Annotated in this window: 25 protein-coding genes and 1 riboswitch; of the genes, 8 read left to right on the top strand and 17 right to left on the bottom strand. The window is 41.5% G+C overall.

The genetic code is table 11. The annotated features are described in order from the left end of the window. Window positions 1-95: 95 nt before the first annotated feature. Entirely contained in the window at window positions 96-3,299 is a 3,204-nt protein-coding gene (locus MUN89_RS04560; protein WP_244711790.1) for an efflux RND transporter permease subunit, read from the bottom strand. A 118-nt stretch (window positions 3,300-3,417) separates the two neighbouring features. Here MUN89_RS04560 and MUN89_RS04555 point away from each other — a divergent pair, with 118 nt between their 5' ends. Continuing rightward, window positions 3,418-4,263: a TetR/AcrR family transcriptional regulator gene (locus tag MUN89_RS04555; protein ID WP_244711788.1), complete on the top strand. Its 846-nt coding sequence runs from the start codon at window positions 3,418-3,420 to the stop codon at window positions 4,261-4,263. 170 nt (window positions 4,264-4,433) lie between these two features. Here MUN89_RS04555 and MUN89_RS21800 read toward each other — a convergent pair whose 3' ends face one another. The 3 genes from MUN89_RS21800 to MUN89_RS04545 all read right to left on the bottom strand — a co-directional run bounded on the left by MUN89_RS21800 (window position 4,434) and on the right by MUN89_RS04545 (window position 6,311). After that, window positions 4,434-4,565, bottom strand: coding sequence for a hypothetical protein (locus MUN89_RS21800; protein WP_256464016.1), 132 nt, complete (start codon window positions 4,563-4,565; stop codon window positions 4,434-4,436). A gap of 67 nt (window positions 4,566-4,632) precedes the next feature. Further along, a complete protein-coding gene (locus MUN89_RS04550; protein WP_244711786.1) occupies window positions 4,633-5,046 on the bottom strand; it encodes a M67 family metallopeptidase in 414 nt (137 codons plus the stop codon). Window positions 5,047-5,054: 8 nt separating this feature from the next. Next, on the bottom strand, window positions 5,055-6,311 hold the full coding sequence (locus MUN89_RS04545; RefSeq protein ID WP_244711784.1) for an AAA family ATPase: 1,257 nt from the start codon (window positions 6,309-6,311) through the stop codon (window positions 5,055-5,057). Window positions 6,312-6,617: 306 nt separating this feature from the next. On the opposite strand from MUN89_RS04545, the gene MUN89_RS04540 reads away from it, so the two are divergent. The 4 genes from MUN89_RS04540 to MUN89_RS04525 all read left to right on the top strand — a co-directional run bounded on the left by MUN89_RS04540 (window position 6,618) and on the right by MUN89_RS04525 (window position 9,556). After that, complete coding sequence (locus MUN89_RS04540) at window positions 6,618-7,310, top strand: BMQ_0737 family morphogenetic spore coat protein (protein ID WP_244711782.1); 693 nt, start codon at window positions 6,618-6,620, stop codon at window positions 7,308-7,310. Window positions 7,311-7,687: 377 nt separating this feature from the next. Then, the gene (locus MUN89_RS04535; RefSeq protein ID WP_244711780.1) at window positions 7,688-7,942 is read left to right on the top strand and encodes a hypothetical protein; all 255 of its coding nucleotides are present in this window, start codon (window positions 7,688-7,690) and stop codon (window positions 7,940-7,942) included. Then, the gene (locus tag MUN89_RS04530) at window positions 7,935-8,231 is read left to right on the top strand and encodes a hypothetical protein (RefSeq protein WP_244711778.1); all 297 of its coding nucleotides are present in this window, start codon (window positions 7,935-7,937) and stop codon (window positions 8,229-8,231) included. Before MUN89_RS04535 ends, MUN89_RS04530 begins: the two co-directional genes overlap by 8 nt. Before the next feature lie 404 nt (window positions 8,232-8,635). Continuing rightward, window positions 8,636-9,556 carry a coiled-coil domain-containing protein gene (locus MUN89_RS04525; protein ID WP_244711777.1) on the top strand — a complete coding sequence of 307 codons (921 nt, stop codon included), beginning with the start codon at window positions 8,636-8,638 and terminating at the stop codon, window positions 9,554-9,556. Window positions 9,557-9,601: 45 nt separating this feature from the next. Here MUN89_RS04525 and MUN89_RS04520 read toward each other — a convergent pair whose 3' ends face one another. From MUN89_RS04520 to MUN89_RS04510, 3 genes are all read right to left on the bottom strand, one after another. After that, entirely contained in the window at window positions 9,602-10,054 is a 453-nt protein-coding gene (locus MUN89_RS04520; RefSeq protein WP_244711775.1) for a hypothetical protein, read from the bottom strand. A 5-nt stretch (window positions 10,055-10,059) separates the two neighbouring features. Beyond that, window positions 10,060-11,301, bottom strand: a complete 1,242-nt coding sequence (locus tag MUN89_RS04515) for an FAD-dependent monooxygenase (protein WP_244711773.1) — start codon at window positions 11,299-11,301, stop codon at window positions 10,060-10,062. 189 nt (window positions 11,302-11,490) lie between these two features. Further along, window positions 11,491-11,688 (bottom strand): DUF2188 domain-containing protein, encoded by a 198-nt coding sequence (locus tag MUN89_RS04510; protein WP_244711771.1) that lies wholly within the window; start codon window positions 11,686-11,688, stop codon window positions 11,491-11,493. A gap of 148 nt (window positions 11,689-11,836) precedes the next feature. Beyond that, a riboswitch (SAM riboswitch) is annotated at window positions 11,837-11,948 on the top strand. A 119-nt stretch (window positions 11,949-12,067) separates the two neighbouring features. Between MUN89_RS04510 and MUN89_RS04505 the strand changes: the two genes are divergently transcribed. The 3 genes from MUN89_RS04505 to MUN89_RS04495 are packed head-to-tail and all read left to right on the top strand — an operon-like array spanning window position 12,068 to window position 15,837. Continuing rightward, complete coding sequence (locus tag MUN89_RS04505) at window positions 12,068-13,765, top strand: O-acetylhomoserine aminocarboxypropyltransferase/cysteine synthase family protein (protein WP_244711769.1); 1,698 nt, start codon at window positions 12,068-12,070, stop codon at window positions 13,763-13,765. A gap of 22 nt (window positions 13,766-13,787) precedes the next feature. Beyond that, window positions 13,788-14,867: a homoserine O-acetyltransferase MetX gene (gene metX / locus MUN89_RS04500; protein ID WP_244711768.1), complete on the top strand. Its 1,080-nt coding sequence runs from the start codon at window positions 13,788-13,790 to the stop codon at window positions 14,865-14,867. After that, window positions 14,854-15,837 carry a homoserine dehydrogenase gene (locus MUN89_RS04495; protein WP_244711766.1) on the top strand — a complete coding sequence of 328 codons (984 nt, stop codon included), beginning with the start codon at window positions 14,854-14,856 and terminating at the stop codon, window positions 15,835-15,837. Before metX ends, MUN89_RS04495 begins: the two co-directional genes overlap by 14 nt. 47 nt (window positions 15,838-15,884) lie before the next feature. Here MUN89_RS04495 and MUN89_RS04490 read toward each other — a convergent pair whose 3' ends face one another. From MUN89_RS04490 to MUN89_RS04445, 10 genes are all read right to left on the bottom strand, one after another. Then, a complete protein-coding gene (locus MUN89_RS04490; protein WP_244711764.1) occupies window positions 15,885-17,141 on the bottom strand; it encodes a polysaccharide deacetylase family protein in 1,257 nt (418 codons plus the stop codon). A gap of 224 nt (window positions 17,142-17,365) precedes the next feature. Beyond that, entirely contained in the window at window positions 17,366-18,193 is an 828-nt protein-coding gene (gene kynA / locus MUN89_RS04485; RefSeq protein ID WP_244711762.1) for a tryptophan 2,3-dioxygenase, read from the bottom strand. 14 nt (window positions 18,194-18,207) lie between these two features. Next, on the bottom strand, window positions 18,208-18,852 hold the full coding sequence (locus MUN89_RS04480; RefSeq protein WP_244711760.1) for a DUF4166 domain-containing protein: 645 nt from the start codon (window positions 18,850-18,852) through the stop codon (window positions 18,208-18,210). Between the two features lie 150 nt (window positions 18,853-19,002). Next, window positions 19,003-20,526, bottom strand: a complete 1,524-nt coding sequence (locus MUN89_RS04475) for an RQC-minor-2 family DNA-binding protein (RefSeq protein ID WP_244711758.1) — start codon at window positions 20,524-20,526, stop codon at window positions 19,003-19,005. Between the two features lie 772 nt (window positions 20,527-21,298). Continuing rightward, entirely contained in the window at window positions 21,299-21,928 is a 630-nt protein-coding gene (locus MUN89_RS04470) for a response regulator transcription factor (protein WP_244711756.1), read from the bottom strand. Further along, window positions 21,925-22,965 (bottom strand): sensor histidine kinase, encoded by a 1,041-nt coding sequence (locus MUN89_RS04465; protein WP_244711754.1) that lies wholly within the window; start codon window positions 22,963-22,965, stop codon window positions 21,925-21,927. The genes MUN89_RS04470 and MUN89_RS04465 overlap by 4 nt, the downstream gene beginning before the upstream one ends. Further along, window positions 22,962-23,684 carry a cell wall-active antibiotics response protein LiaF gene (liaF, locus tag MUN89_RS04460; protein ID WP_244711752.1) on the bottom strand — a complete coding sequence of 241 codons (723 nt, stop codon included), beginning with the start codon at window positions 23,682-23,684 and terminating at the stop codon, window positions 22,962-22,964. The genes MUN89_RS04465 and liaF overlap by 4 nt, the downstream gene beginning before the upstream one ends. 161 nt (window positions 23,685-23,845) lie before the next feature. Next, window positions 23,846-24,484, bottom strand: coding sequence for a PspA/IM30 family protein (locus MUN89_RS04455; protein WP_244711750.1), 639 nt, complete (start codon window positions 24,482-24,484; stop codon window positions 23,846-23,848). Window positions 24,485-24,502: 18 nt separating this feature from the next. Then, complete coding sequence (locus MUN89_RS04450; RefSeq protein WP_244711748.1) at window positions 24,503-24,853, bottom strand: lmo0954 family membrane protein; 351 nt, start codon at window positions 24,851-24,853, stop codon at window positions 24,503-24,505. A 245-nt stretch (window positions 24,854-25,098) separates the two neighbouring features. After that, window positions 25,099-26,199: a M24 family metallopeptidase gene (locus MUN89_RS04445; RefSeq protein ID WP_244711746.1), complete on the bottom strand. Its 1,101-nt coding sequence runs from the start codon at window positions 26,197-26,199 to the stop codon at window positions 25,099-25,101. Window positions 26,200-26,205: the final 6 nt, after the last annotated feature.

The following is a 26,205-nucleotide window of genomic DNA, read 5'->3' as shown; positions in this document are numbered from 1 at the left end:
ATCAAGGGTCTAAAACTGTTCTCTTATGAAAAAAACTTGCAGAGAAACGAATACGTTCTCTGCAAGCTGGTCAAAGTGTAACTATAGATTTTATCTTACTCTGTGCGTTTCTTTCTGCGGAATTTACTTAAAATTTCATAAACGAGCGGGACAATCAGCAGGGTCAGCAGTGTAGAGCTCGCTAAACCTCCAATAACTGTGACACCTAAGCCTTTACTAATAATCGAGCCGCCTTCAAAGCCGAGAGCTAGTGGCAGCAGCGCTCCGATCGTAGCAAGGGCAGTCATTAAGATTGGCCGCATTCTTGTCATACCAGCATCAAGCAGAGCTTCTCTCGTTGTAAATCCTTCTTTTTCTTTGTTGATGACCCTGTCAATGAGGACAATCGCGTTGGTTACTACGATTCCAATTAACATCAATGCCCCAATCATAGCTGAAATACTTAAGGTTTCTCCACTTATGAGCAGACCAAGCACAGCACCGATAATTGTAAATGGAAGCGCGAATAGAATAGCAAGCGGTGCGAGTCCCCCTCCAAAGAAGATGACAAGCACTAAATAGACAATCGCAATTGCTGCAAGCATGGCTAATCCAAGCTGCGTAAACGATTCTTGGATATCTTCCGTTACCCCGCCCATCGATATATCGATATTAGAAGGATGGTCGATTTCATCCAATTTTTCATTTACCGCCTGGGAAACGGAGCCTACATCATCGGAAGTGATTTCAGCGCTGACGCTGGCGTAGACACGTCCATCTTTTCTCGTAATGGTATCTTCAGTTGTGCCTTCCTTCACTTCAACAACATCACTTACAGCCACCGTCTTACCTGTTGGTGTCTGAAGCTCTTTCCCAGTTAAGTCATCGATACTGTTGTATTCTTCAGCATCTTCATCAACATAAACATTCAGCGTTTCCCCATTGTCATCTATCTTCGTTACGACTGGTCGCTGGCGGTTTTGGTTCAGTTCCATACCTACTTGGGAAGCCGTTAAACCAAGTTCACTCAGTTTTTCCTGATCCGGAACCAAGGTATATTCATCATAGGATTCTGACAAGCTTGAATCAATATTTCTTAAGTTGTCCTGTTTCGACAGCATATCTTCTACATCTTTAATCACTGGCCTTATATCGTCGGTATTATCGCCGTAGACGAGCAGTTCTAAATCACTGCTTGAGCCTGAAGAAGAGAAGTCTTGAGAACCCCATTCTCCTTTAGATGTTTCTTTATTTAATCCCTCTATTACTTTTTGTGTTTCATCAGAGAAATTCTCCGTATCGTCATTATATTCAACATAGAAGACTGCCTGATTGGATGCACCAGGGTTCATCGGATTTTCTCCGCCTACAGAATATTGAACCGTCTCTGCCCCATCTCTGCCTTCAAAAAAGTCTTGCGCCTTCACTGCTACTTGCTCGACGTCATCTTCGGTTTGTCCAGGTTCAGGATTATAGGTAGCTACTACCATTTTCTGCTCCTGATCAGCCAGGAAGCTCGTCCCTACTAACGGAAGAAGAGCGATACTTCCTGCTAATATCGCGATCGCTACTATCGAAGAAATAATCTTGTGATTGAGCACGCTGTTTAATAGAGAACGATAGCCAAGGACCATACGCCCACGATTCTCGTGCTTTTCACCCTTAATCTTTGACTGCTTTAACAGGCTGTGGGCAAGCATAGGTACAATAGTAACCGCCACTAAAAGGGAAGCTAGCAGCGCGAATACGACGGTAAGCGCAAACGGAAGGAATAGTTCCCCTACGGTACCTTCCACAAGCCCAAGCGGCAGAAATACAGCAATCGTAACAATGGTGGAAGAAAGAATCGGCATGAACATTTCCCGAGTTGCCGCCCTTACTAATTCTTTTCCGCGAAGTTCCTCCCCTGTAAGAGACATTCGCCGGTAGATGTTTTCCACCACCACAATGGAATCGTCTACCACCCGCCCGATCGCAACGGTCATGGCTCCCAAGGTCATAATGTTCAACGTTATATCCATTTGCTTAAGCAGTAGGACTGCGATTAAAAGCGATAATGGAATCGAAATAACGGATATAATGGTTGTCTTAAAGTTACGCAAGAACAGAAGGATTACGAGCACAGCGAACAGTCCGCCAAAGAGAGCCTTGTTCAGCATCGTACTGACAGAGTTCTCAATCGGTTCCCCCTGGTCAAATGAATAAATAAAGTCCATGCCGTCTAAGTCCGTCTTTAAGTCTTCTGTGCTGTCTTTGACTTCATTTACGACATCAACCGTATTGGCTTCCTGAGATTTTACTACTTGAATAGAAATTGAATCTTTACCATTCGTACGGGAAATAGACTCGCTCTCCCCGACGACTTTAATATCGGCAATATCTTTCAGCTGCACGGTAGGAATCGCTGCCTGAGCCTGCTGGCCTGCTGCAGATCCCGCTCCTTGCTGCGGAGTTTGTCCAGCTGACTGACCGGCCATTCCCTGTCCCTGACTGGCTGTTGGTCCTTGGGATGAACCAGCTCCAGCTTGAGGACTTTGAGCCGCCTGCCCTTGACCTGCTTGTCCAGACTGACCGGACGGAACAGCTGGGATCTCCAAGTTTTTAAAATCTTCTACAGATGCTACATTGCCGTTAAGTACAACAGATTTTTGATTATCCTTAAAAGTAAACAGACCTAGAGGGAAGCGGACGTCAGAACCTTTTATTAAATTGTTTACGGTTTCTTCGTCCATTCCAAGTTCTTCTAGTTTATCTTCCTTGTAATCCATTTGTACTTCTTTTACTTGTTGTCCGGAAACCTGTACTTCAGCAACACCATCAAGCCCCTCAATTTCAGGGACAATCTTATCTTCCACTGTTTCTGTAAGCTCTGCGAGAGACTTATCATCACTTACAGCACTAAAACTAATAACTGGAAAAGCGTTAAAGTTTAATCGAGATACTTGCGGATCTTGGGCACCATCAGGCAATTCCACCTTCGTAACCGCATCCTTCAGCTCATCTTCCGCCTCGTCCAGGCTTTTATCAAAGCTGTATTCCAACTGAAGTGCAGAAGCATTTTGATAAGAGGTTGAGCTGACTGTTTTCAAACCGCTTAAATTACTCACCTGTTTTTCTAACGGTTCAGAGACTTCATTCGCTACTTCAGCTGGAGTTGCTCCAGGATAAGTCGTCTGAACAGTGATAATCGGCGGTTCTATATTAGGTATCGTTTCCAACTTCATGTTTAACCCCGAATACAAACCTGCCGCGGCAATAATGATCGTCATCAGCCATATGGCAAATTTGTTATTCATAGAAAAATTTATTATTCCCTTCATGTACACTACTCTCCTTTGTGTTGACCGTTTAGTCAGAACCAATTATAATAATAATGACCAAACAGTCACTAGTCAAGAGGAAACGCTCTGATTCTGAAAAAAATAAGGAGCTTACACTATGGATGAAAAATCAATGTTAATCATCGAACACGCGATGAAGCTATTTGCCAAAAAGGGTTTCAGTTCTACGTCTGTCCAGGAGATTGCCAAAGAATGCGGAATTTCCAAAGGGGCATTCTACCTTCATTTCAAATCAAAAGATGAACTTTTATTTAAAATCTTTTACTTTTATTCTCGCAGAATCCAGACGAAAACGGACGAAATAGAAGCGATGGACCTGGACCCTCGGACTAAGTTTACGAAGCAGCTGCTTGTAACGTTTCAGGAAATTGCTGATCACCGAGAGTTTATTATTATGCAAATCCGCGAGCAAGCGGTCCCTTTCAATGAAAACATTGAAGAACTGCTGGAACACTTAAGGTATGGCTCTTATCTTTTTTATAAACGTCACCTGCTCAGTGTGTATGGCAAAGAAATTGACGGCATTCTCTGGGAAGTCAGTTTGCTTATGCAGGGAATGTTTAAGGCATTTCTTGACTTAATCATTCTTGAAAATGCGGATTTAAATCTTGAGGAAATTTGTGAAACGATATTAAGGCGGACAGATTTTATTGTTGACGGTTTTAGAAGAACGAATGACCATCCGGTCATCACTGAAGAATTCATGGAAACGATCATTCCTGGAGAATATTATAATAAAGAGCTTGAGGAGATTACCTCTACTCTGAAAAATTTAAGAGATAAAGCAACTGGAGATAGTTTAGTCACCATTGAAGTCCTGCTTGAGGAAATCCAAAAATTAGAACCGCGCAGTGCAGTTATTAAAGGAATGCTCGCCAATTTAGAAGACCAGCAGCAATACCAGGGGATTGCCGGCCAGATTCGTACGTATTATCAATTATAAAAGCAGACCACCAAAGGGGTCTGCTTTTTTATAATCCAGTAATTTATTTATAAAAGATACGTTCCTATTCCATTATAAAAATTTCTATATAAGTAAACTTCCCCTAAAAGGGAATCCACCCTGTGATTTCCACAATATAAGAATTGGGCTGAAGGTTCTTATTTTTTTATTTAACGCCTTTTTCCGCAACATCCGCCTTTTTTCATCGGCAGTCTCTTAATCGAAGAGCTGTTAATAACAATTGGTTTTTTGGAAGGCGTTACAGGCGTTTGGGGATTTTTATTTACAATCTTCTTCTTCATACTATCATCTCCTTTTAACTTCAAAGAATTACTACATTATAATCAATCATTGCGAGTAAGTTTCGGGCTAAAATAATGAATCGATTAAGAACGGGCTTTCTCTAAAGCTGGAGGGAGTAATTTGATAGCACTTTACTTTCGGGGATGGATATTTGAAGGAGACGATCATCATTTTTATTTTTTGATCCATATGATGAGCAAGGTCACTCCAGGATGGAACAGGTGCTGTAGTTGGGTGTGAGTGATAAACCGCCATCACCTGCTCTCCCCGGTTTTTGATTTGCTCTAGATTGTTTTTAACTACCTGTTTATTCACAAAAAAACGACGATCTGATTTCAATTCGTTTTCCATTGTCCATATGGACTGAACTAGATTTTCTTTTCCTGCTAAAAAGCCACAAGCCTCATATGGAAGGCTGGAATAGCCATGTTTGATCATCTCTTGATAAATTGATTGGGGAATAATCATTTCATTCTTCATGCTGATTCTTATCTAAAAAAGTTAAAAAACGAAGACAATTCAGGCTTTTTGCCTTTAGTTTGTGCTTCATTTTCTTTCTTTTCATCCGGTGATAATTGAGGTTTTTCTTCCTGATCCTGCGAAGAATCTGAATTTTGTTGAGTGTTGTTCATTTTTGATTCTGTCCTTCTGTTCTGTTCATTCTCCGCATTTGCAGTATCATCCACTTTCCCCTCAGAGGATAACACTTGATGGACACTTTTATCACTTTGGATGTCATCCTGTTTTACAGTTATCTGACTTGTTTCCAAAGGTTTCACCGTTTGTTTAAAAGCAGCGGATGGTAGATTAATCGTTTCTATAGAATCGTTCAATTGCTGGCTGCTTTCGAAAGAACCTTCTTGGGCCATTTTACTAGAATTTTTTTTTCCGTCGTTTACATTGGAATTCGATTTAATGATAACATTTTTATTCAATTCCTTAGGTGAAAATGGGGCAGTTGCTTTATTTCGATCGTTTGTAAAGGATGTGTGTTTCATTTGTTTATTGAACCCCTGGCTTGAGTGCTGGCTGTTGTAATGATTGTTCATCGGCCGGTTATGCTGGTTTCCATACTGACCGCCGTAATTGGATCCATATTGTGTGGACTGGGAATGATTTTGATTATATTGTGGTGGTTGGCGGAAGGTTTGCCTGTTCATCCCATTACTTTTTTTTTCCTGATAAGCTGGTTCTATATGGGAAGATTGCAGCATGCTTTGCAGTTGCCTGTACTCCGATCTTCTTCTCGGAGGGGCATATTGAGGTTCCTGGTACCTTTGTTCTTCTTTGCCTGCCTGCCATTCATTTTTCATCTCTAGAATTTGTTCGTTCAATCTTTCTATTTCACTACGGTTTTCTTCAATAGTCGAATGCTGCATTTCTATTAAGTGATCCATTTTATTCAATAGATCATTGAATCGGAATCGATCCACTTTAGCTTTCATAAGATTAATATCCCGCTGTAAATGATTCACTGAATCATTTACTGATTCAAGCTGAGAAACGACCATTTCAGCTTGCTGTTCATAATCCGTACGATCCTGATGATGCTGTTCATCCATCTTTTTCATTACTCCTTCTAAATGAACCAATTTTCCATTTAATTGGTACAACTCTTCTTTAGCCATCAGGTAGTCTACCGGTAGTTCTCCTGTTTTTACTGAATGGAGAGCTTCTTTATATTTTTCTAATTGCTCCTTTAGATTATCAACATCTAACCTGTTGTATAACTGATATTGAGTCATCACTCATCACCCTTTTTCAGCACATTAATATACTATTGATAAACCATCAAGACGTGACACCAGCAGCTCTTTAAAATAATTTCACTGGTAATGGCATTTACTGGTTTCATTCTTATATATATATGCCTTAGTAAAATCGATTCATTCCACCCTTCAAAAAGGTTCTGCAAAAACTTCCCTGGATATGGATATTCGTCCAACTTCCTCAATCTGACCAAAATTCCGCTAACTCACTATACCTGATGGTTTGGCAAGTCATATTCTACGAATGAAAGTAAAAATATTATTTGGAGGTGTTTGCAAACAATGCAAGCAAACAATTTATACGGTGGTCAAGAACTTCTTTGTATTAATACAGAAAAGGTTTACGATTGGATTCTCAATGAAGCTTCCTTCGACTTGACTGTAGGTGATCTTCCGCTTCCAATTGGTCCTACTGGAGAGCAACTTGAATGCGCGGATATTGATGACACAACAACTTCCTGTACGGTTCGTCCAACTGACCCAGCTCTTGGAGAGCCAGATCCTATCGTAATTCTTGATCGTGTAGACCAAGAATTCGTGATCGACGGAGCAATGGTTACACTTCAACTCGTAAACATTCGTAAAAACTTCGTCGTAACCATTTTCGTAAACCTTGTTCCTGAACTTGGAGGAGGACTTGTTGAAGTTGGTACTGCAACATTTACTCGCTGTGAACAAGTCATTCTGTGTGCTCCAACTGGAACTGATGTAGACGTAACATACACAGAGCTAGACTGCTTCGTATGTACTGCTACTTGTATGCTAAACGGTACTGACATCGATACACTTGATGACATTACAGTAACGGTTCGTTTGTGCCAAAGCATTCAGTCGACTTACGATGTTACACTTGAAATCACAGCTGACTTCTGTGAGCCGAGGGATATGCTTCCTATTCCTCCTTGCCCAGCTCCAACGATTCCGCCGCAATGTCCAGTTATTTTCCCAACTACACCTGCTGGTACTAATGAGTAACACTCACTCATAAAGATAAAGAGAGGATAAACCCTCTCTTTATTTTTTTTTGGAGGTGAAACAGTGAATCACCACTCCCTTTACTCGAGAAATTAACCCAGTTCCAGCAGTTAAATGATGAATATCTAGAAAAGATCCAAAAGAACATTGCTGAACTCAAAGCAAAAAAAGATTTTCAATTAATCAGCTATTTTACATATTCCCTTAATCTTGCTCATGATTTCGAACAGGAGAATTTGTGTCTGGGCTCTTATCATATTCAGAACCTTGGAAATAAACCAGTCTCAAATCCCTATATTTGCATTAAAGTCTCAGAAAACTCCCCTTTTCAATTTTCAGGAAAATACGTATATCAGGACTCTAAACAAAAATTCAACATGACCGGGGCCTGGGAAAGAATCAATGACCAAAAGGATAAGGAAGAATACTGGCTGAAACCGCGGAACAAACCGGTGTTAAATCCAGAAGAACAGTTGTCTTTCACTAATTTCCAAATAAAATGGATAGGCGATCAACCATATGCCGGCAGCATTATGGGGTTTGTCTACAGTGAGGAATTAAGCAATGGCTCTTCCTCAATGAATCAAATCAACTTGAGCGGAAGAGTTAAGCAGGGGGATCACCATGAATGAGCCGTCTCATGCCGAAGAGGATATTCTGATTAAGAAATTAGTCCGGTATTATATGGAGGATCAACTGAATGAACTGAAGTCAGGTAACCAGGATAAAAATAAAAGTTTCGTATTTCTAGAAAATAAAACTCTCAATCTACTCCTATTCTCTCTGCTGACCAACTTGGATAAGTCTACTCCAAACAGCAGCCGGACAGCAACAGATGATACGGCATGCCTTGCAGCTTTAGACGAATTATTTGAATCCACAAAGCACCGTTATGAAGAAATAATGGGGTTATTCAAATAAACTAATTCAATCTTTCTTTAGATGAAGATGGAACATGATGAGAAGCACCTCCTATAAAGACGAACCATAAAGGAAAGGAAAATCCCTAAGTCCCCTTTGCTTTTGAGTGACCGCTTCGCATCCTGTATATCTGCGAATAGAGAACCATTTTGTTGGAGCGGCCGTGCTCCACCTTATGAGGTAAATGGTAGAAATAATGACAGGAATTGATTTGAAGTCCAACTAACTTAAAAAGTCCGAATGAAGATGAACCCTCATTCGGACTTTTTTATGTCTGAAACACTTTTGCCCCCACTCCGTTTTCCTTCAAACAGAAGAAAATGGAACGATTTTTATTCCGTTTCATATAAATAAACTAACCATTCGCCCAAATAAGGGACAAAGATTATTCAGGAGGGGTTACATTGGCCAAAAAATCCGCCCCGGATTCCATTCAGCTTAAACAGAAGCTTATCTATTATAAAGCTGAATTGGAGAAGTATAAGGATAAAGTGCAGGATTATCAGGATAACTATCACTATGCCATGCTTGAAAAATTGAAAAAAGAAAACGAAATGCTCGTTAATGACAATGAAAGCCTGTCCATTCAGCTTCGTGCCTCAAAAGAAGAATTTAATCGCAGGCTGCAGGCTCAGGAAAATCAGGGAAAAGTGTATAAAGAAAAAGGAGATGAAATGCAGAAGGAGATTACTGCCCTTAAAGATGAGCTTACTACAAAGAAAAAAGCAACTGAAGAGTTAATTGAAGAAGTGACAGCAGCCACCAAAGAGCTGGAGCATCTAAAGAAGATTCGCAGCAGTCTGCAAACTAAAAAATTCTCTCTCGAGAGTCAGCTTCAAAAAACCGAAAATGAATACACTCAATATAAGCTTGATACGGAAGAAAAAATGCAGAAGTTGAACGAAGTACTCAAAGATACAGAGGCCGCCTTGACCAGAAAAACCACAGAAAAAGAGCAGATATCCGACGAATACGCTCACGTGAAGAGAGCTTTACAAGATGAATTGGCCCATCAGGTCAACATCACAGAAGAGCTAAATGAGAGAATCGAGAGACTCTCCGAAGAGAACGTGTTTCTAAAAGAGAAGAATGAAGCGTTCAGACAGGAAGAAGAACTGTTTAAGACTATCAGTTCAGCTCTGCCCTCCAAAGACACTGAGCGTGCTTTTGAACAGAATAACTTAGATAAGGATCAGCTGATTGAACAGATAGGCAGTGCCATCAATTATGAAGGTCCACTGAATTTTTACCCTTATTTTATTGATTTTCTCGAGAATAAAGTTGCAGAACTAACAGAGGAAATCGATGCATTTGAGAAGGACTAACAATGTGCCAAGAATAGAAGCCGAAAGAAGAGGCTTTCTTTCGGCTTATTTTTCTGCTTCAATAATTTCATCGAGTATCGGGTATGCGGCTTCCACCCCTTCTTCTGCAATTAGACAGGCAACGCCGATGGGAGTATCCCAAAACGCATCTGGAATATAAGGATTTTTTAAACCTGCAGGTTGAAATAATGCCCGGTATATCCTATTTAAGTGCCCTCTAGTCGTCTCTCGACTTTTCTCTTTCTCCCCTCGTGCTACAAGAAATACATAACGCATCGATTGAAACAAATTATCCCCTGGCATAAACGTGTATTCTTTAAAAAACTTAAGCTGTTTCTCCACATCTTCTTTGAGGCCGTTTTTAACCGCCAAATCACTAAGATGTCCGCTTAAATGCCGGTAAACCTGCTGGAAAATCCGGCGTTTTTCTTCCTGCATCACTTGATCCGTATAAATGGTTTGCAGTTTTTCATAGGCTTTTTCTTTGGACCATGCCAATATGCTCAACTCCTATTCCTTCTAAATGAATCTTTATCTTCTTTGAGTTCCTCCGCTTCCATCTCTACGCTCCCGTAAAGCTCCGGAATCTCGGGTGTTGTGCTCTGCAACGATTCCGGAAGCTTTGGGATAAGTTTATTCCAAACCATTGGATTCGCTGCCATAGCTTGGAACAATGCCTCTTCATTTTTATCCCAGGGACGGAGAGATTGAATATAGTCAAGAGTCAAACGAAATCCCGGCAGCAATCGGGCATCCCTTCGTTCTTTAAACTCGTTCATCACTTTGTCCCACGTTCTCCCTCTGTCCAGTGATTGGATAGACTCTGCTAATAAAAAGGACTGCATAAAAGCATCGTTCAGTCCAAGTCCTGTACTTGGATCTTTGCAGTGAGCCGCATCCCCGATTAACACCCATCCTTTACCAGCAGGTTCCTTGAAGAAGTTTGGAACACCTCTTGTTCCGATGATTTTATGCTCTAGACGAGCACCCTTCAACCGGCTTTTCATCCCATACAACTGCTTATATGTATTCTCAAAAATTTCCTTAGGGGAAGCGGCAAATTTTTTGTACTCTTCCGGTTGAATTTCCATCCCTAAGCAGTCAACACCAGGCTCCATAGGAAAAATAAAAGCAATCCGACCAGCTTCAAGAAAAATTTCAGTCGTCGGTTCTGGTAAAGGTTCCACTCCTTTGTAATAACCGTAAAAAACCGGTCGAAGAGGAGCGGTATCCGCGTAACTTCCAGCCTTTACCCAGCGGGCAATCGCTGAATACTTTCCATCTGCCCCAACCACAATTTCTGCGGTTGCTTTGTTGAAGTGCCCCTGTTTATTCACAAAGACAACTCCTGTCACTGCATCGTCTTCCCAGATCAGCTCCTGCACATTTGTTTCTTCAAGAAAGGTCACGGAAGAATAAGACTGAGCTTTATTCACAAGTATTTCATCCAGCCATTTTCGTCTTGGAATAATAGTGTAGGCAGACCTTGGACCCTCTACGAAGCTTTTTCCTATATAGGTGCGCATGCGTGTGATTTTTCTCAGTCCACTAGACTCAACAGCTTGAAGCACTCCTAATTCTTTTAAGTACTCAACATGGGATAGGTGATGAGTAGACAGCGTATCACTAGGGAATTGTGCTTTGTCTATTAACAACACCCGTTTCCCCATCTTTCCTAGCAAAACAGCGAGACTGGCACCAGCTGCCCTTGCCCCTGTAATAATCACATCATAGTCCTTGTTCATTTCGTGTTCACCTCACTCTACTAGAGTAACGTGAACGGAGCGGAAAAACTATTAAAACCGCCAAGTATTTAATAGTATGGATTGAAATGAATCTTCTCCCCCCTTAGAACCACGTTGTTGAGGGAGCAAATGAAAGGCTGCCGATTTCTATTTCGACAGCCCGCTTCTTTACTATTTACTCTCAGATGCTTAATATGTTCTTTCTTCTTCTACCTCGTGATTCTGGTCCATAATGATGACACGGCTCGGTTTATTTTTTTGAGCGATCTCTTCTGCTTCTGCGATAGCCGCATCCCGCTCATCATACAGCTTTTCAGGAGCTACATCCTCAATCTTAACCATCCAGCCGGTAACATCTTTATTTGGCACTACACTATATTCTTTCATACGTAAAATCCTCTCCTTCATTAGCTTTGTAAACCATTCCCAATAGCACAGAAAATCAAACATGGCATGGAATTGAAAAAATAGTTTGACAATATAACGAAGTCCTTTTATAATTCGATACAAGTGAAAAATTCCATACGGTAACAATCTCTTATCGAGAGTGGCGGAGGGACTAGGCCCTGTGACGCCCGGCAACCTTCAAGCGCGTGCTTGAAAAGGTGCTAATTCCTACAGGTCGATTGTGATCTGAAAGATGAGAGGAGGAAATGATTTATTCGCCCTCTTCTTTCTGATAAGAAGAGGGCTTTTCATATTCTCTCAAGCTTTTGACCTTGGAAATCCATACCCTAGACTACCTAAAATTCAAGGAGGATTTCGCATGACTTTACCATTTCATGAATTTAAACCGGAAACACTTTTGCTGCACGGAGGGCAGGAGCCTGATCCGACTACTGGATCCCGGGCTGTCCCCATTTATCAAACGACTTCGTATGTATTCAGAGATACAGACCACGCACGTGACCTGTTTGCTTTGGCGGAACCGGGTAATATCTATTCTAGAATTATGAATCCTACTGTTGATGCCTTGGAACAGCGCATTGCTCTCTTAGAAGACGGAGCAGCAGCAGTGGCCACCTCTTCAGGAATGGCAGCCATTACACTGGCTATCTTAAATATCGCGGAGTCTGGAGATGACATTGTAACCTCCTCTAACCTTTACGGAGGAACTTATAATTTATTCGTGCAAACTTTACCGCGTTATGGCATTAACGTCCATTTTGTTGAGGGAACGGAGCCGGAAGATTTTGCTAAAGCTATTACCCCCAATACAAAAGCTATCTTTGCCGAGACCATTGGCAATCCAAGTCTAAATGTTTTAGATATTGAAGGGGTTGCGGACGTAGCCCACGACCATCATATCCCATTAATTATTGATAATACGTTTGCTACTCCTTACGTCTGCAAACCGATCTCCTGGGGAGCGGACATCGTTGTTCATTCTGCCACAAAATGGATCGGCGGACATGGAACAACGATTGGAGGCATTGTTGTCGACAGCGGCCGCTTTGACTGGAATCATGAGAAGTTCCCAGGCTTCACTGAACCTGATGAAAGTTACAATGGCATTCGCTTCGGAATTGATGTCGGGCCTGTTGGATATGCCATTAAATTACGTGTGCAGCTGCTGCGTGACATTGGAGCATGTTTAAGTCCCCAAAATGCTTTCCTTCTTTTGCAAGGCCTGGAAACGCTGCACGTTCGAGTAAAGCACCATGCCGATCAGGCATTAGAGCTTGCTGAATATTTAAATGAGCACGACGGCGTAGCGTGGGTGAACTTCCCTGGACTAAAGAATCACCCTACTTATGCGCTTGCTGAAAAGTATTTGCGCTACGGCTATGGATCAATCATTGTTTTTGGAATAAAAGGCGATCGCGACGATGGAAGAAAAGTCATTAACCAAACGTCTTTATGGTCGCATGTTGCCAATGTAGGAGATGCGAAATCACTTATTATCCACCCTGCATCGACAACTCACCAGCAGCTAAGTGCGGAGGACTTAAAAAAATCAGGTGTAACAGAAGAATTAATCCGCCTGTCCGTAGGTTTGGAATCGCTCGAGGATTTAATTGCCGATCTGGATTTTGCTATTGAAAAAGCTACCGGTCATTCTAAACCTTACAAGCAACCGAAACATATCGCAGCCCAGGTCCTCGAATCTTCTTTAGACCGTTCTAATGGGGAGTTAAGGAAAAAGACCATTGTAGCTGCGTCAGGATCACCTGAAGAGGAATTTTCTGAGGAACTGAAAAGGTTGGAACGCTTAGGCTTTGAAGTGCTTCCTGTTAAGAGCCTTAAAGAAATTGACCCGGCCACAACAATTGATGTTCTCTACTTGCCAAAGCTAAGCGAATCATTAATTAAGGAGGCTGAAGAATTGGACCCCGCGCTTATTTGGTCTAAAACGCCATTAAACATTGAAGATAAGCGGGTAATCTCAGGAATTCAATTGTATGATGCCGCAACATCTATTCGAGAAGGAAAATCTTTTCAGGAAGCTCCACTATCTGTGTAAGTATAAAAAAGGAGGCAGCAGCATGTCACTAACAAACCCCACCCACTCTAAGCAAAGTTCCGCGGCCATATCGATCGGTGCGTTCACCTTTGAATGCGGCGAGACCCTTGAAGACGTAGTACTCGCTTATGAGCGTTCTGGTCCAGCTGATGCCCCTGTTCTTCTCATCTGTCATGCTTTAACGGGAAACCAGTTTGCTGTTGGTACTAAAGACGAACCTGGATGGTGGGCCGGGTTAATAGGTGATGATTGTCCACTTGATACTACTGACTATCAAATCATTACGTTTAATGTCCTCGGCGGATGTCACGGTTCTACAGGGCCGGCAAGCAAACGGAAGGTCTCCGGGCAGACGTATCGCTTGGAATTCCCTCCCGTTACAATCAGAGATATGGTTCATGCTCAATATCGTGCCCTTCAGGTGCTTGGCTTCACCCAAGTACATGCCGTCTTAGGCGGCTCACTAGGAGGAATGCAGACATTAGAATGGGGACTCCTTTACCCTGACTTTATGAAGCAATTATATGTCTTAGCTGCCACTCCTTCGTTAAGTGACTATGGCATTGCTTTTAATCATATCGGTGCGAAAGCGATTAAAGATGATCCCGCCTGGAACAACGGAAACTATGCTTCCAACCAACAGCTTCATGGATTTGCATTAGCAAGGATGGCCGGTATGGTAACGTATCGCAGCGGACCGTTATTCCAGAAAAGATTCGATAGAAGCCGGAGCGAGCCATTATCCTATAACATCCAATCCTATTTGGATTATCAGGGAGAAAAAATAAAAGACCGATTCGATGCAAACAGCTACCTCTACCTGCTTGAGGCTATGAACCATCATGATATCGGCCGCGGTCGCGGAGGGTGGAAAAAAGCCAGCAGCCAATTTAAAGCTCAGCTTCATACCATCAGCTTCCAGCACGATCTTCTTTATCCAAGAGAGCTGATGGAGGGATTCATCAATGAAGTGCCCGGCAGCAAACACTTTCATGTCGAAACAGACTATGGTCATGACGGGTTCCTCGTAGAATTTAGTCAGTGGGGAGGCTGGGTAGGCCAGCAAATCCGCAAGGGAGGAAAAGCTAGTGACTGTGGTTAAAGTTGCACTATTAGGCTTCGGGACGGTCGGTCAAGGAGTGTTTGAAATTCTGGAAAACAACAAAGAAACGCTCCAAAAGCAGATTGGTGCCGAAGTTCATATGACTTCCATTCTTGTCAAAAATATCGATAAACAAAGAAACCTCCCCTCCTCCCTGCGGGTCACGGACCGCATGGAAGAGGTTCTGCAGCAAAACCCAGATGTTATTTTTGAAGCGATTAATGGTGAAGAGCCGGCCCGTAAGTATATAAACCGTGCTTTGGAAAAAGGAGTTTCCATCATTACTGCAAATAAAGAGATGTTTGCTAAACATGGCAGGAGCTTATTAAATACAGCCGAAAAAAATGGAACAGCGATTGGCTACGAAGCCACTACAGCAAGTGGAACACCCATTATCGGCATGATTTCAAAGCTGCTTCAAATGAACCGCATTACAAAGGTCGAAGCGATTTTAAATGGGACGTCGAACTATATTTTAACTCATATCCAGGAGGAAGGCATGAGCTTTGAAAATGCCCTTTCTCTTGCCCAGTCCAAGGGCTTTGCAGAGGTGGATCCTTCCAGCGACTTAAAAGGCATTGATGCTTTTTATAAATTGATGATCTTAAGCGAGCTTATTTACGGTACGCAGCCGAAATGGGATCAAGTCTCCTGTGATGGCATTTCCCATCTAACGTCCAATGATTTTAAAACCGCCGGCCGATCTGGTAAACGAATTAAGCTGCTCGCTTCCTTGGAACAGCACAACAACCAGATCATTGCACGGGTAGAACCAAAAGCCCTTGATTCTAATCATCCTTTATTCAGCGTTAACGGTGTCGACAACGCCATAATGGTAGATGGAGAATTTACAGGTCCATTAACTTTAAGAGGACCCGGGGCCGGAAAGCTTCCTACCGCAAGTGCAATGGTTGAAGACTTCATCACAGCAATGCAGACCCGCCCTCTGCTTCAAACGATTTCAATATGAAATCCTTATCATCAAACAAAAAAGCAGTCGAAATTCGACTGCTTTTTTTACTTTTGTAGTTGTTGTAATTCCTCAATGGTTACGAAGCGGTAGCCTTGTTTTGTAAGCTGTGGAACAATTTGCTCCACAGCTTCTGCAGTAGCAGGATAAAGATCATGGAGCATAATAATTGAACCATCTTTCGCCTTAGCTGTAACTTCTGCAGCAATCTCCTCGGGTTTCTGATCCTGCCAGTCGCTCACTGATATATTATAGGGAGTTAGCCGGAGAGAGGTATCGATAGACTTCAAAGGTTTTACCTCAAAAGGAAATCTCATCACTTGGGGTGCCTCCCCGGTAATTTTCTGAATGACATCTTGAGTAGAAGATAATTCCTCTTCTAACTCTTCAGCCTTTAGTGAAGATGCCTTCGAATGATCCCATGTGTGATTGCCGATTTGACTACCTTGATTGTATACTTCACGGACTACGTCAGGATAATATTGTGCACGCTGTCCTATCATGAAAAACGTCGCCTTCGCATCATATTTCGTTAAGGTTTTTAAGATTTTTGTTGTTACTTTAGGATGTGGTCCATCGTTAAAAGTTAAGGCGATCACTTTATCTTTGTTATCCAGTACCTGACTTTGACTCTTAACGTCAGCAGAATTATTTTTACTCTTGCTTGTTTCTACTTTTTCTGTGGTTTCTTTATAAGGAGTACTTTCTTTCAAATAAGCTGAATCCAACACGTTTTTCAACTGCTTTTTCTTGATATCCAGCTTTTCCAAGGGAACGTTTCCAGGTAAATCCAAATCATTCAAATAAATGGATACCTTATTGTTTGTCAGAGCAAAATCTTCAAAATTCTCTGGATTTGAAGCAAGTGAACTCTTCAATTGATTTACTAAAGCGTTTTTATGTGAATGGAGCTGTTTTGCGGCTTCCTGAACAGCCTGCTTTGAAAATGCTGAGATCCCGTCGTTTTCCTTAAATAAATCTGTTAATTTAATCTGAGTCCCAGTCGTTTTGTCGAAATTCATCATCGTCATAGTCTTTTTAGAACGACTGCTCCCCCACTCTGTTCTTTCGTCAAAGCGAACTACAAACACGTTGGAATCTTCATAAAGCACATGAAAATTCACGTGAAGCTCATGAGGATTATTATCCTTTTGTACATCGGATGCCTGAAAACTTTCTTTTTTAAAGGTATTTTTCCGCTGATTTACATAATCAATAATCGTTTGATTCACTTGACTGTTAGGCGTCTGCGGGTAATGAATCGTTACCTGATAATCAGAAAACTGTTCAATATCCGTTTCCATCGAGATTTTATACTGTGGGACAGATTTTTGTTTACTCTCCATTAAACTTTGATCCGCATTAGCAATGAATGAACATGCGGACAATAACAAAACACTAAGAAGTGATATATATAGAATTGAGTCTCTCATGCTTATACCTCTACATTCTTATTTTTTCACATCTTAGTGTAACATAAATGTAACAATCAATTAACATATTTGTTATATTCAATATTTTCTTATAATTATAAATTTGTCCTGACATCCCACAGTTCAGGAAAAAAGCGATGGTTTAACACGTTTTTCAAGTAACCAACACCTGAGGAACCACCTGTGCCTGTTTTATGCCCTATAATTCTCTCCACCGTTTTCATATGTCTAAAACGCCACTGTTGAAGGCTATCTTCAATGTCTACTAGTTTTTCTGCAAGTTGATAAAGCTCCCAATATAAATCAACATTCCGATAAACTTTTTCCCAGGCCGCTGCGACACTTTCATCTGCTTGATACGGTTTGGTATAATCCCTTTCTACTAACTGCGGATTTATGGAGAAACCCGCTTCGACGAGCTTTTCTATTGAGACATCATAGATACTTGGTGCTTCATACGCTTCCTTTAACTCTTCATGAAGGTTGGGCTCCTTCTGATAAATCTTCAGCACATGAGGAGTTTTATAGCCCAGTGCAAATTCTATCATTCGATACTGGTAGGATTGGAATCCTGATGCCTGTCCTAATGCATCACGGAACTGAATATATTCAGCTGGAGTTAATGTGGACAGCACATCCCAGGCGTGGATTATTTGTGTCTGGATGTTGGAAACTCTGGCGAGCATTTTAAAAGCACTTTGAAGCTCTCCATTTCGGATCGCATCAGTGGACTCCCTTAATTCATGAAGAATTAATTTCATCCACAGTTCGCTGACTTGATGGATGATAATAAACAGCATTTCATCGTGATGGTTTGACAACCTTTGCTGTGAGGACAGCAATTCATCAAGCTTTAAATACTCTCCGTATGTCATTCTATCTTTAAAGTCTGTGTATACACCTTCATCAGTTTTATCGCTCATACCGCTTGGCTCCTTTATACAAAAATGCCTCTATCCGGAATATTGTTATAGGTCATAGGTAGAAATTCTGTATAGATATGCCCTTCATACATAAGCATTGTCCCTAATAAATGATGTTCTGCATGCATGTGAACCCTGTAGGCTTGGACCTCTTCATCATAATGTTCATAGACAGAAGTTGTTAATTTCGGCAATCGATATTTTTCTTTAAAAGTAAGCTGTTCAGACTGCATAAATAAACCGCCTTTTGGTGTCGCCTCCACATAAAGCGGACTGGAAACAGCCCCTGATTTTCCAAGACTGTACACAATTCCGCCGGCCCTTTCGTCAAAATACATAGCGGCGTCATGACCTCGAATAGCATATGGAAAGAAAAAACGCCTCACCCAGCTTACCGTCTCTCTTCCAAGCTCATCCTGGTAAGCATAATTCTCCATAGTAAAAGGAATGTTCTTTCCTCGCTCTGCGAAACCGATGTGATCATAAGAAGAGACGTATAATAAAGGTTTTAACGCAGCTGGCGTTCCTCTAATTTCGGTCATTCTCCCTTGCCCGAGTGTCATTATATTTTGTTTGCTTGTTAACCCGTACTTTTTTTGTATTTCCGGGTGAAGTTGATAAAATTGCTCTCCAAGTGCCCGGTGAAAAATAGATGTCACACTTAATTCCTCCTTTTGGCTGCATACCGGCTCATCCATGCCGTTTTTTCAGTCTAAAGGCTTCCTGAATATCAGCATTATAGCACAAGAAAACGTTTTCACCACAAACAGAAACTTAGGCCTGCACTTGGCAGGCCTATCCATATGGTTTTACATGACTTCTTCAGCAAAGTCACTGACTGAGTATCCTTTTTGCTGTTTCATTAACCAGCCTTGTTTCTCCAGCTGGTTAAACAACTTTTGAATATACTTCTCCGGCCAGTCTGCCAGCAGCCCAAACCATCGAGTTTCGTGTAAATGGAGCGTTCTCAGCTTGTTCGTAGGTTTTCCTGCCAGCATCTGTACAAGGGTGTGAGCGGGGTATTGTGATCCATAATAATGAACTAAATCTAGAATTTGCTGAGTATAGGCATAGGTTAATGGGCGGCCTTTGATCGTAATAATAATGTCTTCTTCCCCATAACGCACTTCTTCCAATCTGTGATAAAGCTCTTCAAGGATGTGGCTCGTCAACGGATAAACATTTTCCGGAACATACTGGAGCCATTGAGGAAGCTTCTTTATCATATTCACATCACACAATTCGACACCAGCCAGCCACACTAGCAATGAAGCGCCTTTACGGTCCGGCAGTTCTGTTTTTGATAATTGGTCATACATTTGAAGAATGGGGTAATCGGCAAAAACTGAATTTTTCTTCTTATACCTTTCGATCTGCCTCGTTACGGTTAAACTCTCATCTAATTTTTTTCTGGCAACGGTGAGTTGTTTTTTTAATGCCTTTAATTGATTGATTTGTTTCAACAAGCGATGATTTTGGCTTGCGATATCATTAAATTGCCGCTCGATAGCTGTCAGCCTCTTTTTAGCTTTTTCGATGTCATGACTCTCAGTAAAGTCAACTTGATCCTCGTCGACACGGTAGAATAGGCAAAAATCGCAGGACTCGCAAAAACAGCAGATCGTGCGGGTGGAAGCATCAAACTGTAAATGTTTTTCATGAGGGCAGCTGGATTTACCTTTGGCCATCCAATCTTTAGGAAGTGACCGGAATGGACGCATTACTGTATCCACCCGGTTCCTCCAGAAAGCGATGTCTTCTGGATATTTAAGCAAAGACAACAGAGCTGACTGATTCATCGTTTCCACTGCGGCAATTACTTCTCTTTTCTTGTGGGCAAGGCGGACAATGGGATGACGGTGAAAAGCTTCGGCAATTTTTTTCAACCAATAATCTTTTGAATGCTTTCCTATATCCGCAAGAAACAAGTAGTCTTCGAGAACTTCGGAGAGATGCTGTTCAAGTTTTTCAGAAGAAAGCTGGGTGAAATCAATTTCATATAAGTAATCCGCGATGAGCGGCAGTCCTTGTTCTTGAGGTAATTCATTCCATAAAAATAACTCTGGACGGAGAAAATGGGGGTATACCGTTTCTTCCTTTAGAAAAGGTACAGGTAAAATGGCACCTTCAATATTTAAATAGCGCTGCAGCTGTGAAAGATCTAACGAATGAGAATCCACCTGTTCTTTAATAGCGTCATTTAAACGGGATAATAACCCCCGTTCAGTCTTATGTCCGATGGACCGGATATGCTTATGCTTTTTCCCGACCGGCGCAAGTACGATCAACGGGTAACGTTCATCCTGATAAGTAATCCTCTCTGGCAGTCCCATAATGATTCCCCTTTAACTTGAAGGATTTACTACTATTATAGAAAAAGTAAGACTGTGTACCAATGATTCTTAGCAAAATGGGCTTCAACTCTTAAAAATTCCACGCATTAAACGAATCAATAAGCTTGTCTTAATCACTCCCGGGACCCTACTTGCTTAAAATGCAGCTATTCAACAAGGAGACGGATGCTGTATTTATATATACGTCATACTTGCGCGAGCAATCACGTATTTTTTCCTATAACCACCAACCTCAAGGTGCTAAAAACATTTCATTAGCAGCTTATGAAAATTAAAAAGGATCATGAACGCAGTTATTTGGATTATGTACTCCTCCTTTTGACAGACGCCTTTTATCTTAGATCTTTTTAGCATTATTCCCAGTATTAATGGGAAGCAAGCCTTCAGGTGAAAAATTTCTATATACAAATTGTAACAAAAAATCTGAAAAATAAGCAGTTTAATGAAGGATTCTAATGGAACATCAAGTATTTTTTACCTTCTCTTTACATATATTTACCGGAGCACCTCTAGAAAGCAGAAGAGGGTGATAAGAATGAAAAAAACTTATGTGAAGCTTCTGGTGTTTTATCTTATTTTAGCCGCAGCCCTTATATATACAAAGTATTTTTAATAAAATTTTTTACTTTTTGTTCATAACCGCTGAAATCCACCAGCATTTTATGCTCCGTTCACAAAAAATTCTCCTCGCACATAGGTGCGAGGAGAATTTACCGTCAAGAACGTATGAGCTTCTCTTTCTTAAACGAACTTACACAAGTTCATGCTTAAACGCATAGATTACTGCCTGGGTGCGGTCATGAACTTCCAGCTTACTTAAAATATTACTAACGTGAACTTTCACCGTTTTTAAAGCAATAAAGAGTTGTTCAGAAATTTCCTGGTTTGTTTTACCTTCTGTCATTAATAATAAAATTTCCATTTCTCTAGTAGTCAGCTGTTCGTGAAGGGGATGTTCAGAAGGCCGTCTCATTTTCGTCATAATTTTCCCGGTCACTTCAGGCTCCAAAATCGACTGACCTTCGTATGTAGAGCGAATAGCCTTGGCGATTTCCTCTGCCTTCGAAGTTTTCAGCATATAGCTCGTGGCTCCAGCTTCAAGTGCAGGATAAACTTTTTCATCATCAATAAAACTTGTAACAATAATGATTTTAGCTTCCGGCCACTTCTCTATAATTCTCCTGGTTGCCTCGATTCCATCCATGTGCTCCATAACTAAATCCATCAAAATAATATCCGGACGGTGTTCCAGAGCTAATTCTATGGCTTCCTTGCCATCATCCGCCTCTGCGACCACTACAATATCCTGCTGAGCAGATAAATAGGCAGAGACCCCTATTCTTACCATTTCGTGGTCATCGGCAAACAACACCCTGATCATGACGATCCGCCTCCTTTATTGCGGTAGGGAACTTTCACTTCAAGTCTTGTCCCCTGTTTCTCCAGGCTTACAATTTTTAGATTCCCGCCAATTTCAAATGCCCGTTCCTGCATGTTCTGCAATCCATATGAGCTTGCCTTCTCTTCTTCCACATCAAAACCTACACCATCATCGATCACCCTTAAGATGATGTTTTCTTCCCTTTCGATCAGCGTAACGCTGAGTGTTTCTGCTTTTGAATGCCGGAGCGTATTGGAAACGGATTCTTGAAGTATCCGGAACAATTGATCTTCAAGACCTTTATCCAAGGTGATCGATTCAACGTTCCAAGTAATTTCCATAGGTACTTTTTGTGTAAGTTCATGCAGCAGCTCTTCTGTACCTTCTGATAATGTCTTATCCTTTAAGGCGACCGGGCGCAGATGAAGCAGCAGCGCCCGCATTTCCAGCTGGGACTGATGAATCATATTTTCCACCATCTTCAACTGCTTTTCCGTTTCCTGATTTTCCAGCTTTCCTGAATCATTAATTGCAGACATCATCATCGATGCGGCAAACAACTGCTGGCTTACAGAATCATGCAATTCTCTTGCCAGCCGGTTGCGTTCTTGGAGAACGACTTCCTGGAGACTTTTCTCCCTTTCCTTCGCTCGTTCAGTAGCCAGCCGTTGAGCCAGCTCCGCTTGTTGATTAAACTTCTCCTCGATTTGCCTGATGCGCTCCTCGATTTCAGAAAGCTCTTTAATATCACGGTCTTCATAAATAACGGCATTGCCTCGGGCCACCTCATCAAGCTGATGATTCAGACTGTGCAGCTGTCTTCTCCAGTACCATCCTTGAAACATACCCAGCACAAGCCCCACAGATACAGAAACAGTCAGGACAAGAAAGACATATGGAAGATTTAAAACCTCTCTGCTCCACAGCTCCTCCCACGAATGAATAGGAAAAGCCATAAAAGTAAAGACAGTGATCACTACCGAAAAGCATATGAACGTAATGACACCTACAATAACCTGCTTCTGCCATACACTCATATTCTTTTCACCTCAATATCACCGGAAAGAACAGAAGTAATAATCTTGACTCTTGGTTTTTTCACTCCATAGTCAGGTGTTAGGTAGGAAGCCGTTTGGTTGAACATTTTTGTTTTCTTATACTGAAAAACAGCCGCTCTTCCAAGGACAGCGCTATGCTGGATACTTACTTCTACTTCATAAGGCACATAGATCAGCAGGTTCCCTACTAAATGACGGATAGATATGACGGCTTCATCCTCCGGAAGCACCGTATGGCTGAGATCAATAATCCGGTCACCGAATCCGCCTTGTATGTTGATATCCCTCCATTGATAGGAATGATTGGGAGTTGACTGGTCTCCGAAAAACTTCTGTTCGAATAACAGCTTTCCACCAGTAGGAAAATCAAACTCATCTACTTCAATTTGCGGTTCGATCCGCTCCGGATTCTGTTTGGAACGGTAAAAACTTCTAACGAAAAGAACGATGATAGCAACAATAATAAAGCGAACCGCGATCATACTGAGGATCGTAAATACTAAAGATAATAAGCCTATCCAAAAGAAAATTTTCCCCCACAATTTCTTATACTTTTTCCACCCTAAATAAATAAACAGGCCAGAAAAAAGCATGGAGAAGATTAATCCACCATTGAAAAAAACCACTTCTACTACTAGCAGGATCACCCCTATGATTAATATGGAGTTAATCGTATCTGTAGACACATGCTTAAACATAAAGGCCACCCCCCTGTTTGAAAAGCTTATTAAGAAACCAGTAACCACCGGTTTACTCTAAAGCCGCTCAAATTCTTTAACGGTCGATCTCTTGGAAAGTCTCTGGCCATTTTTAAAAAAGGCGCAGGATCCTGCGCCTTTTATCATATCATGATTTTAATTTAGCTGTTAACTTCCTCTTTCTGCTCCAATTCCTTTTCCAGGTTGGCCATTTTACTATCAAAGGTACTGCGGTAATACGCGCTGTTGACTTTGTATTCGAGATCTTCGATATAACGGTCCATTTCTGAAAATCTGGAATAAGGCTTGTCTGCCGAATCCTCAATCACTTGATTCATTCTATGATGAGCTCTGGCAATATTCTCCCTGCCCATGAGCTCCATTCTTTTTAAGTGCATGTCCTTTAACTTATGTTTCATTTCCTCATATTTTCTTTCCAGCGTTTCCAGCTGTTCAACGGCATCTTCTCTGGAAGCTTTTAACCTCTGGGCGCGGGCTGCATATTCTTCATGCTCCCTGCTGGCGAATTCATACATGGACTGTTCCTCAGCCCTGTTTGCGATTTCTGCCTGCCGTTTCCGTTTTTCCGCCATATCAAGAGCCTTTTGATACTCCCGGGAGAATTCATCCTTCAACCGATATTGACGCTCGACAAGCCTGCGTACTTTTTCGGTTTCTTTTTCGCTTTCGCGTAAATATTGGTTTAACAAAGCAATTGGATTACGTTCTTCCTTTTGATCTAATGCATCGTGAAGATCTGCAGAAATTGTGTCTTTAAGACGAGTAAATAAATTGGCCATTCAAGATCTCTCCTTTTATTATTTATTTAATTCTGCCCACTGTTTTTCAAAATTAGTAAAGGGGTCGTTACTTTTCACAGCCCCAGAAGTGTCCTCTTTCTTCGAACTCCATTTTTTATAGATCAGGTACAGCACATAAGCTGCAGCGAGTCCGACAACGGAATACACATTGGAAACGGCAAAGCTCAAGATGATTAAACCTAGTACAACCCAGCCGATTTTCCCTGCTGTTGAATCTGAACCGAGGAATTTCTTAAACACAATATACAGCAGCCATACGCTTGCTCCTAAAAGCACCATCGGGCCTAAATTCGCAAGAAGGATTCCAAGAGCAATCAATCCTGCGATAAACAATAAAAACTTTTTCATCGAGTTAATCCCTCCTTGTTGATTTCTTGTCTCTATCTTATCGGGAATTCTTTTCTTCGGTAATGAGCCTGAGCTATATTTTCCAGTAAGACCAGAGGCTTAGCAGCCCTAATCCTGAACTTATTAGTTCATTTGCCAAGGTCCAACTATGTTCTATGTCGTATGAATTGATTACAAGGCGCATAAAAAAAGCCTGCAAAGACATCAACAAATGTCTTTGCAAGCTGGTTTTACTTCTAAATTTATTATTCAACGATACGTAACGTTTTCGGAGTTTTTGTCAATGTTTCGCAGCCGTTTTCAGTAATAAGTACGTCATCTTCAATCCGGACGCCGCCGATATTTGGATCATAGATTCCCGGTTCAATGGTAAAGGTCATCCCTTGTTGTAAAATGTCATCATTTAAATGACTCATAGAAGGAAATTCATGTACATTTATTCCTAGTCCATGGCCAAGCCTGTGTGGAAACTTGTCACCAAAGCCTGCTTCCTGAATGATGTTACGAGCTGTCTGGTCGAGATCGCCGATGCGTGTCCCCGGCTTGCTCAGCGCAAGCGCAGCGTCCATCGCCTCTTTCACTTTATCATAAATGACTTGCTGTTCTTTCGATACGGATTTAAAAACAAACGTCCGTGTAATATCCGAGGTATATCCTTTCCATACCACACCTAAATCAAATAAAACAAAGTCTCCCGCCTTCAGCTTTCGATCTCCAGGATTGCCATGAGGCTGCCCTGACTTTTCACCGAAGAGAGCCATTGTAGAAAAGGACATGGCCGTTACACCTTTTTTCTTCAATTCATACTCTATAGCCGCAATGACTTCGGTTTCACTAATGCCCTCCTTGAGATTCTCTATCCCTACTTGGACACCATAGTCCGCCAGCTCAGCTGCTTCACGGATGATAGCAATTTCACTTTCATCTTTGATCACTCGCATTTCGTTCAGCTTATCTTCAACATCCACAACATTTACGCCTGGAAACATCCCAAGCAGAGATTCACTTCTTCCATATGAAAGAACCTGCTTTTCAATCCCGGCTGTTTGGACATCTTTAATCCCATGCTGAGGTAATTGTTCCTGTATAAGTTCCCAAGGGTTTTCATGATCCTCATACCCAATAATCCCGTACGTCCAACCTGCATCCCTGAGCTGTCCTTGTTCCATGGCAGGCAAAACTGCGATTGGATCCGCTTCAGGAAACACAAGAAGTCCCAGCAGGCGTTCATGGGGGTCTGTCAGAAATCCCGAAAGGTAAAATACATTCTCGGGAGAATTTAAAAAGGCAACATCCACATGATTTTCATTTAAATAAGTAGAAAAATGATGAAGTCTATGTTCCATATGAGC

This window comes from Halobacillus salinarum (assembly GCF_022919095.1).
GTDB lineage: Bacteria > Bacillota > Bacilli > Bacillales > Halobacillaceae > Halobacillus_B > Halobacillus_B salinarum.
This window is presented reverse-complemented; position numbering and strand designations above follow the sequence as displayed.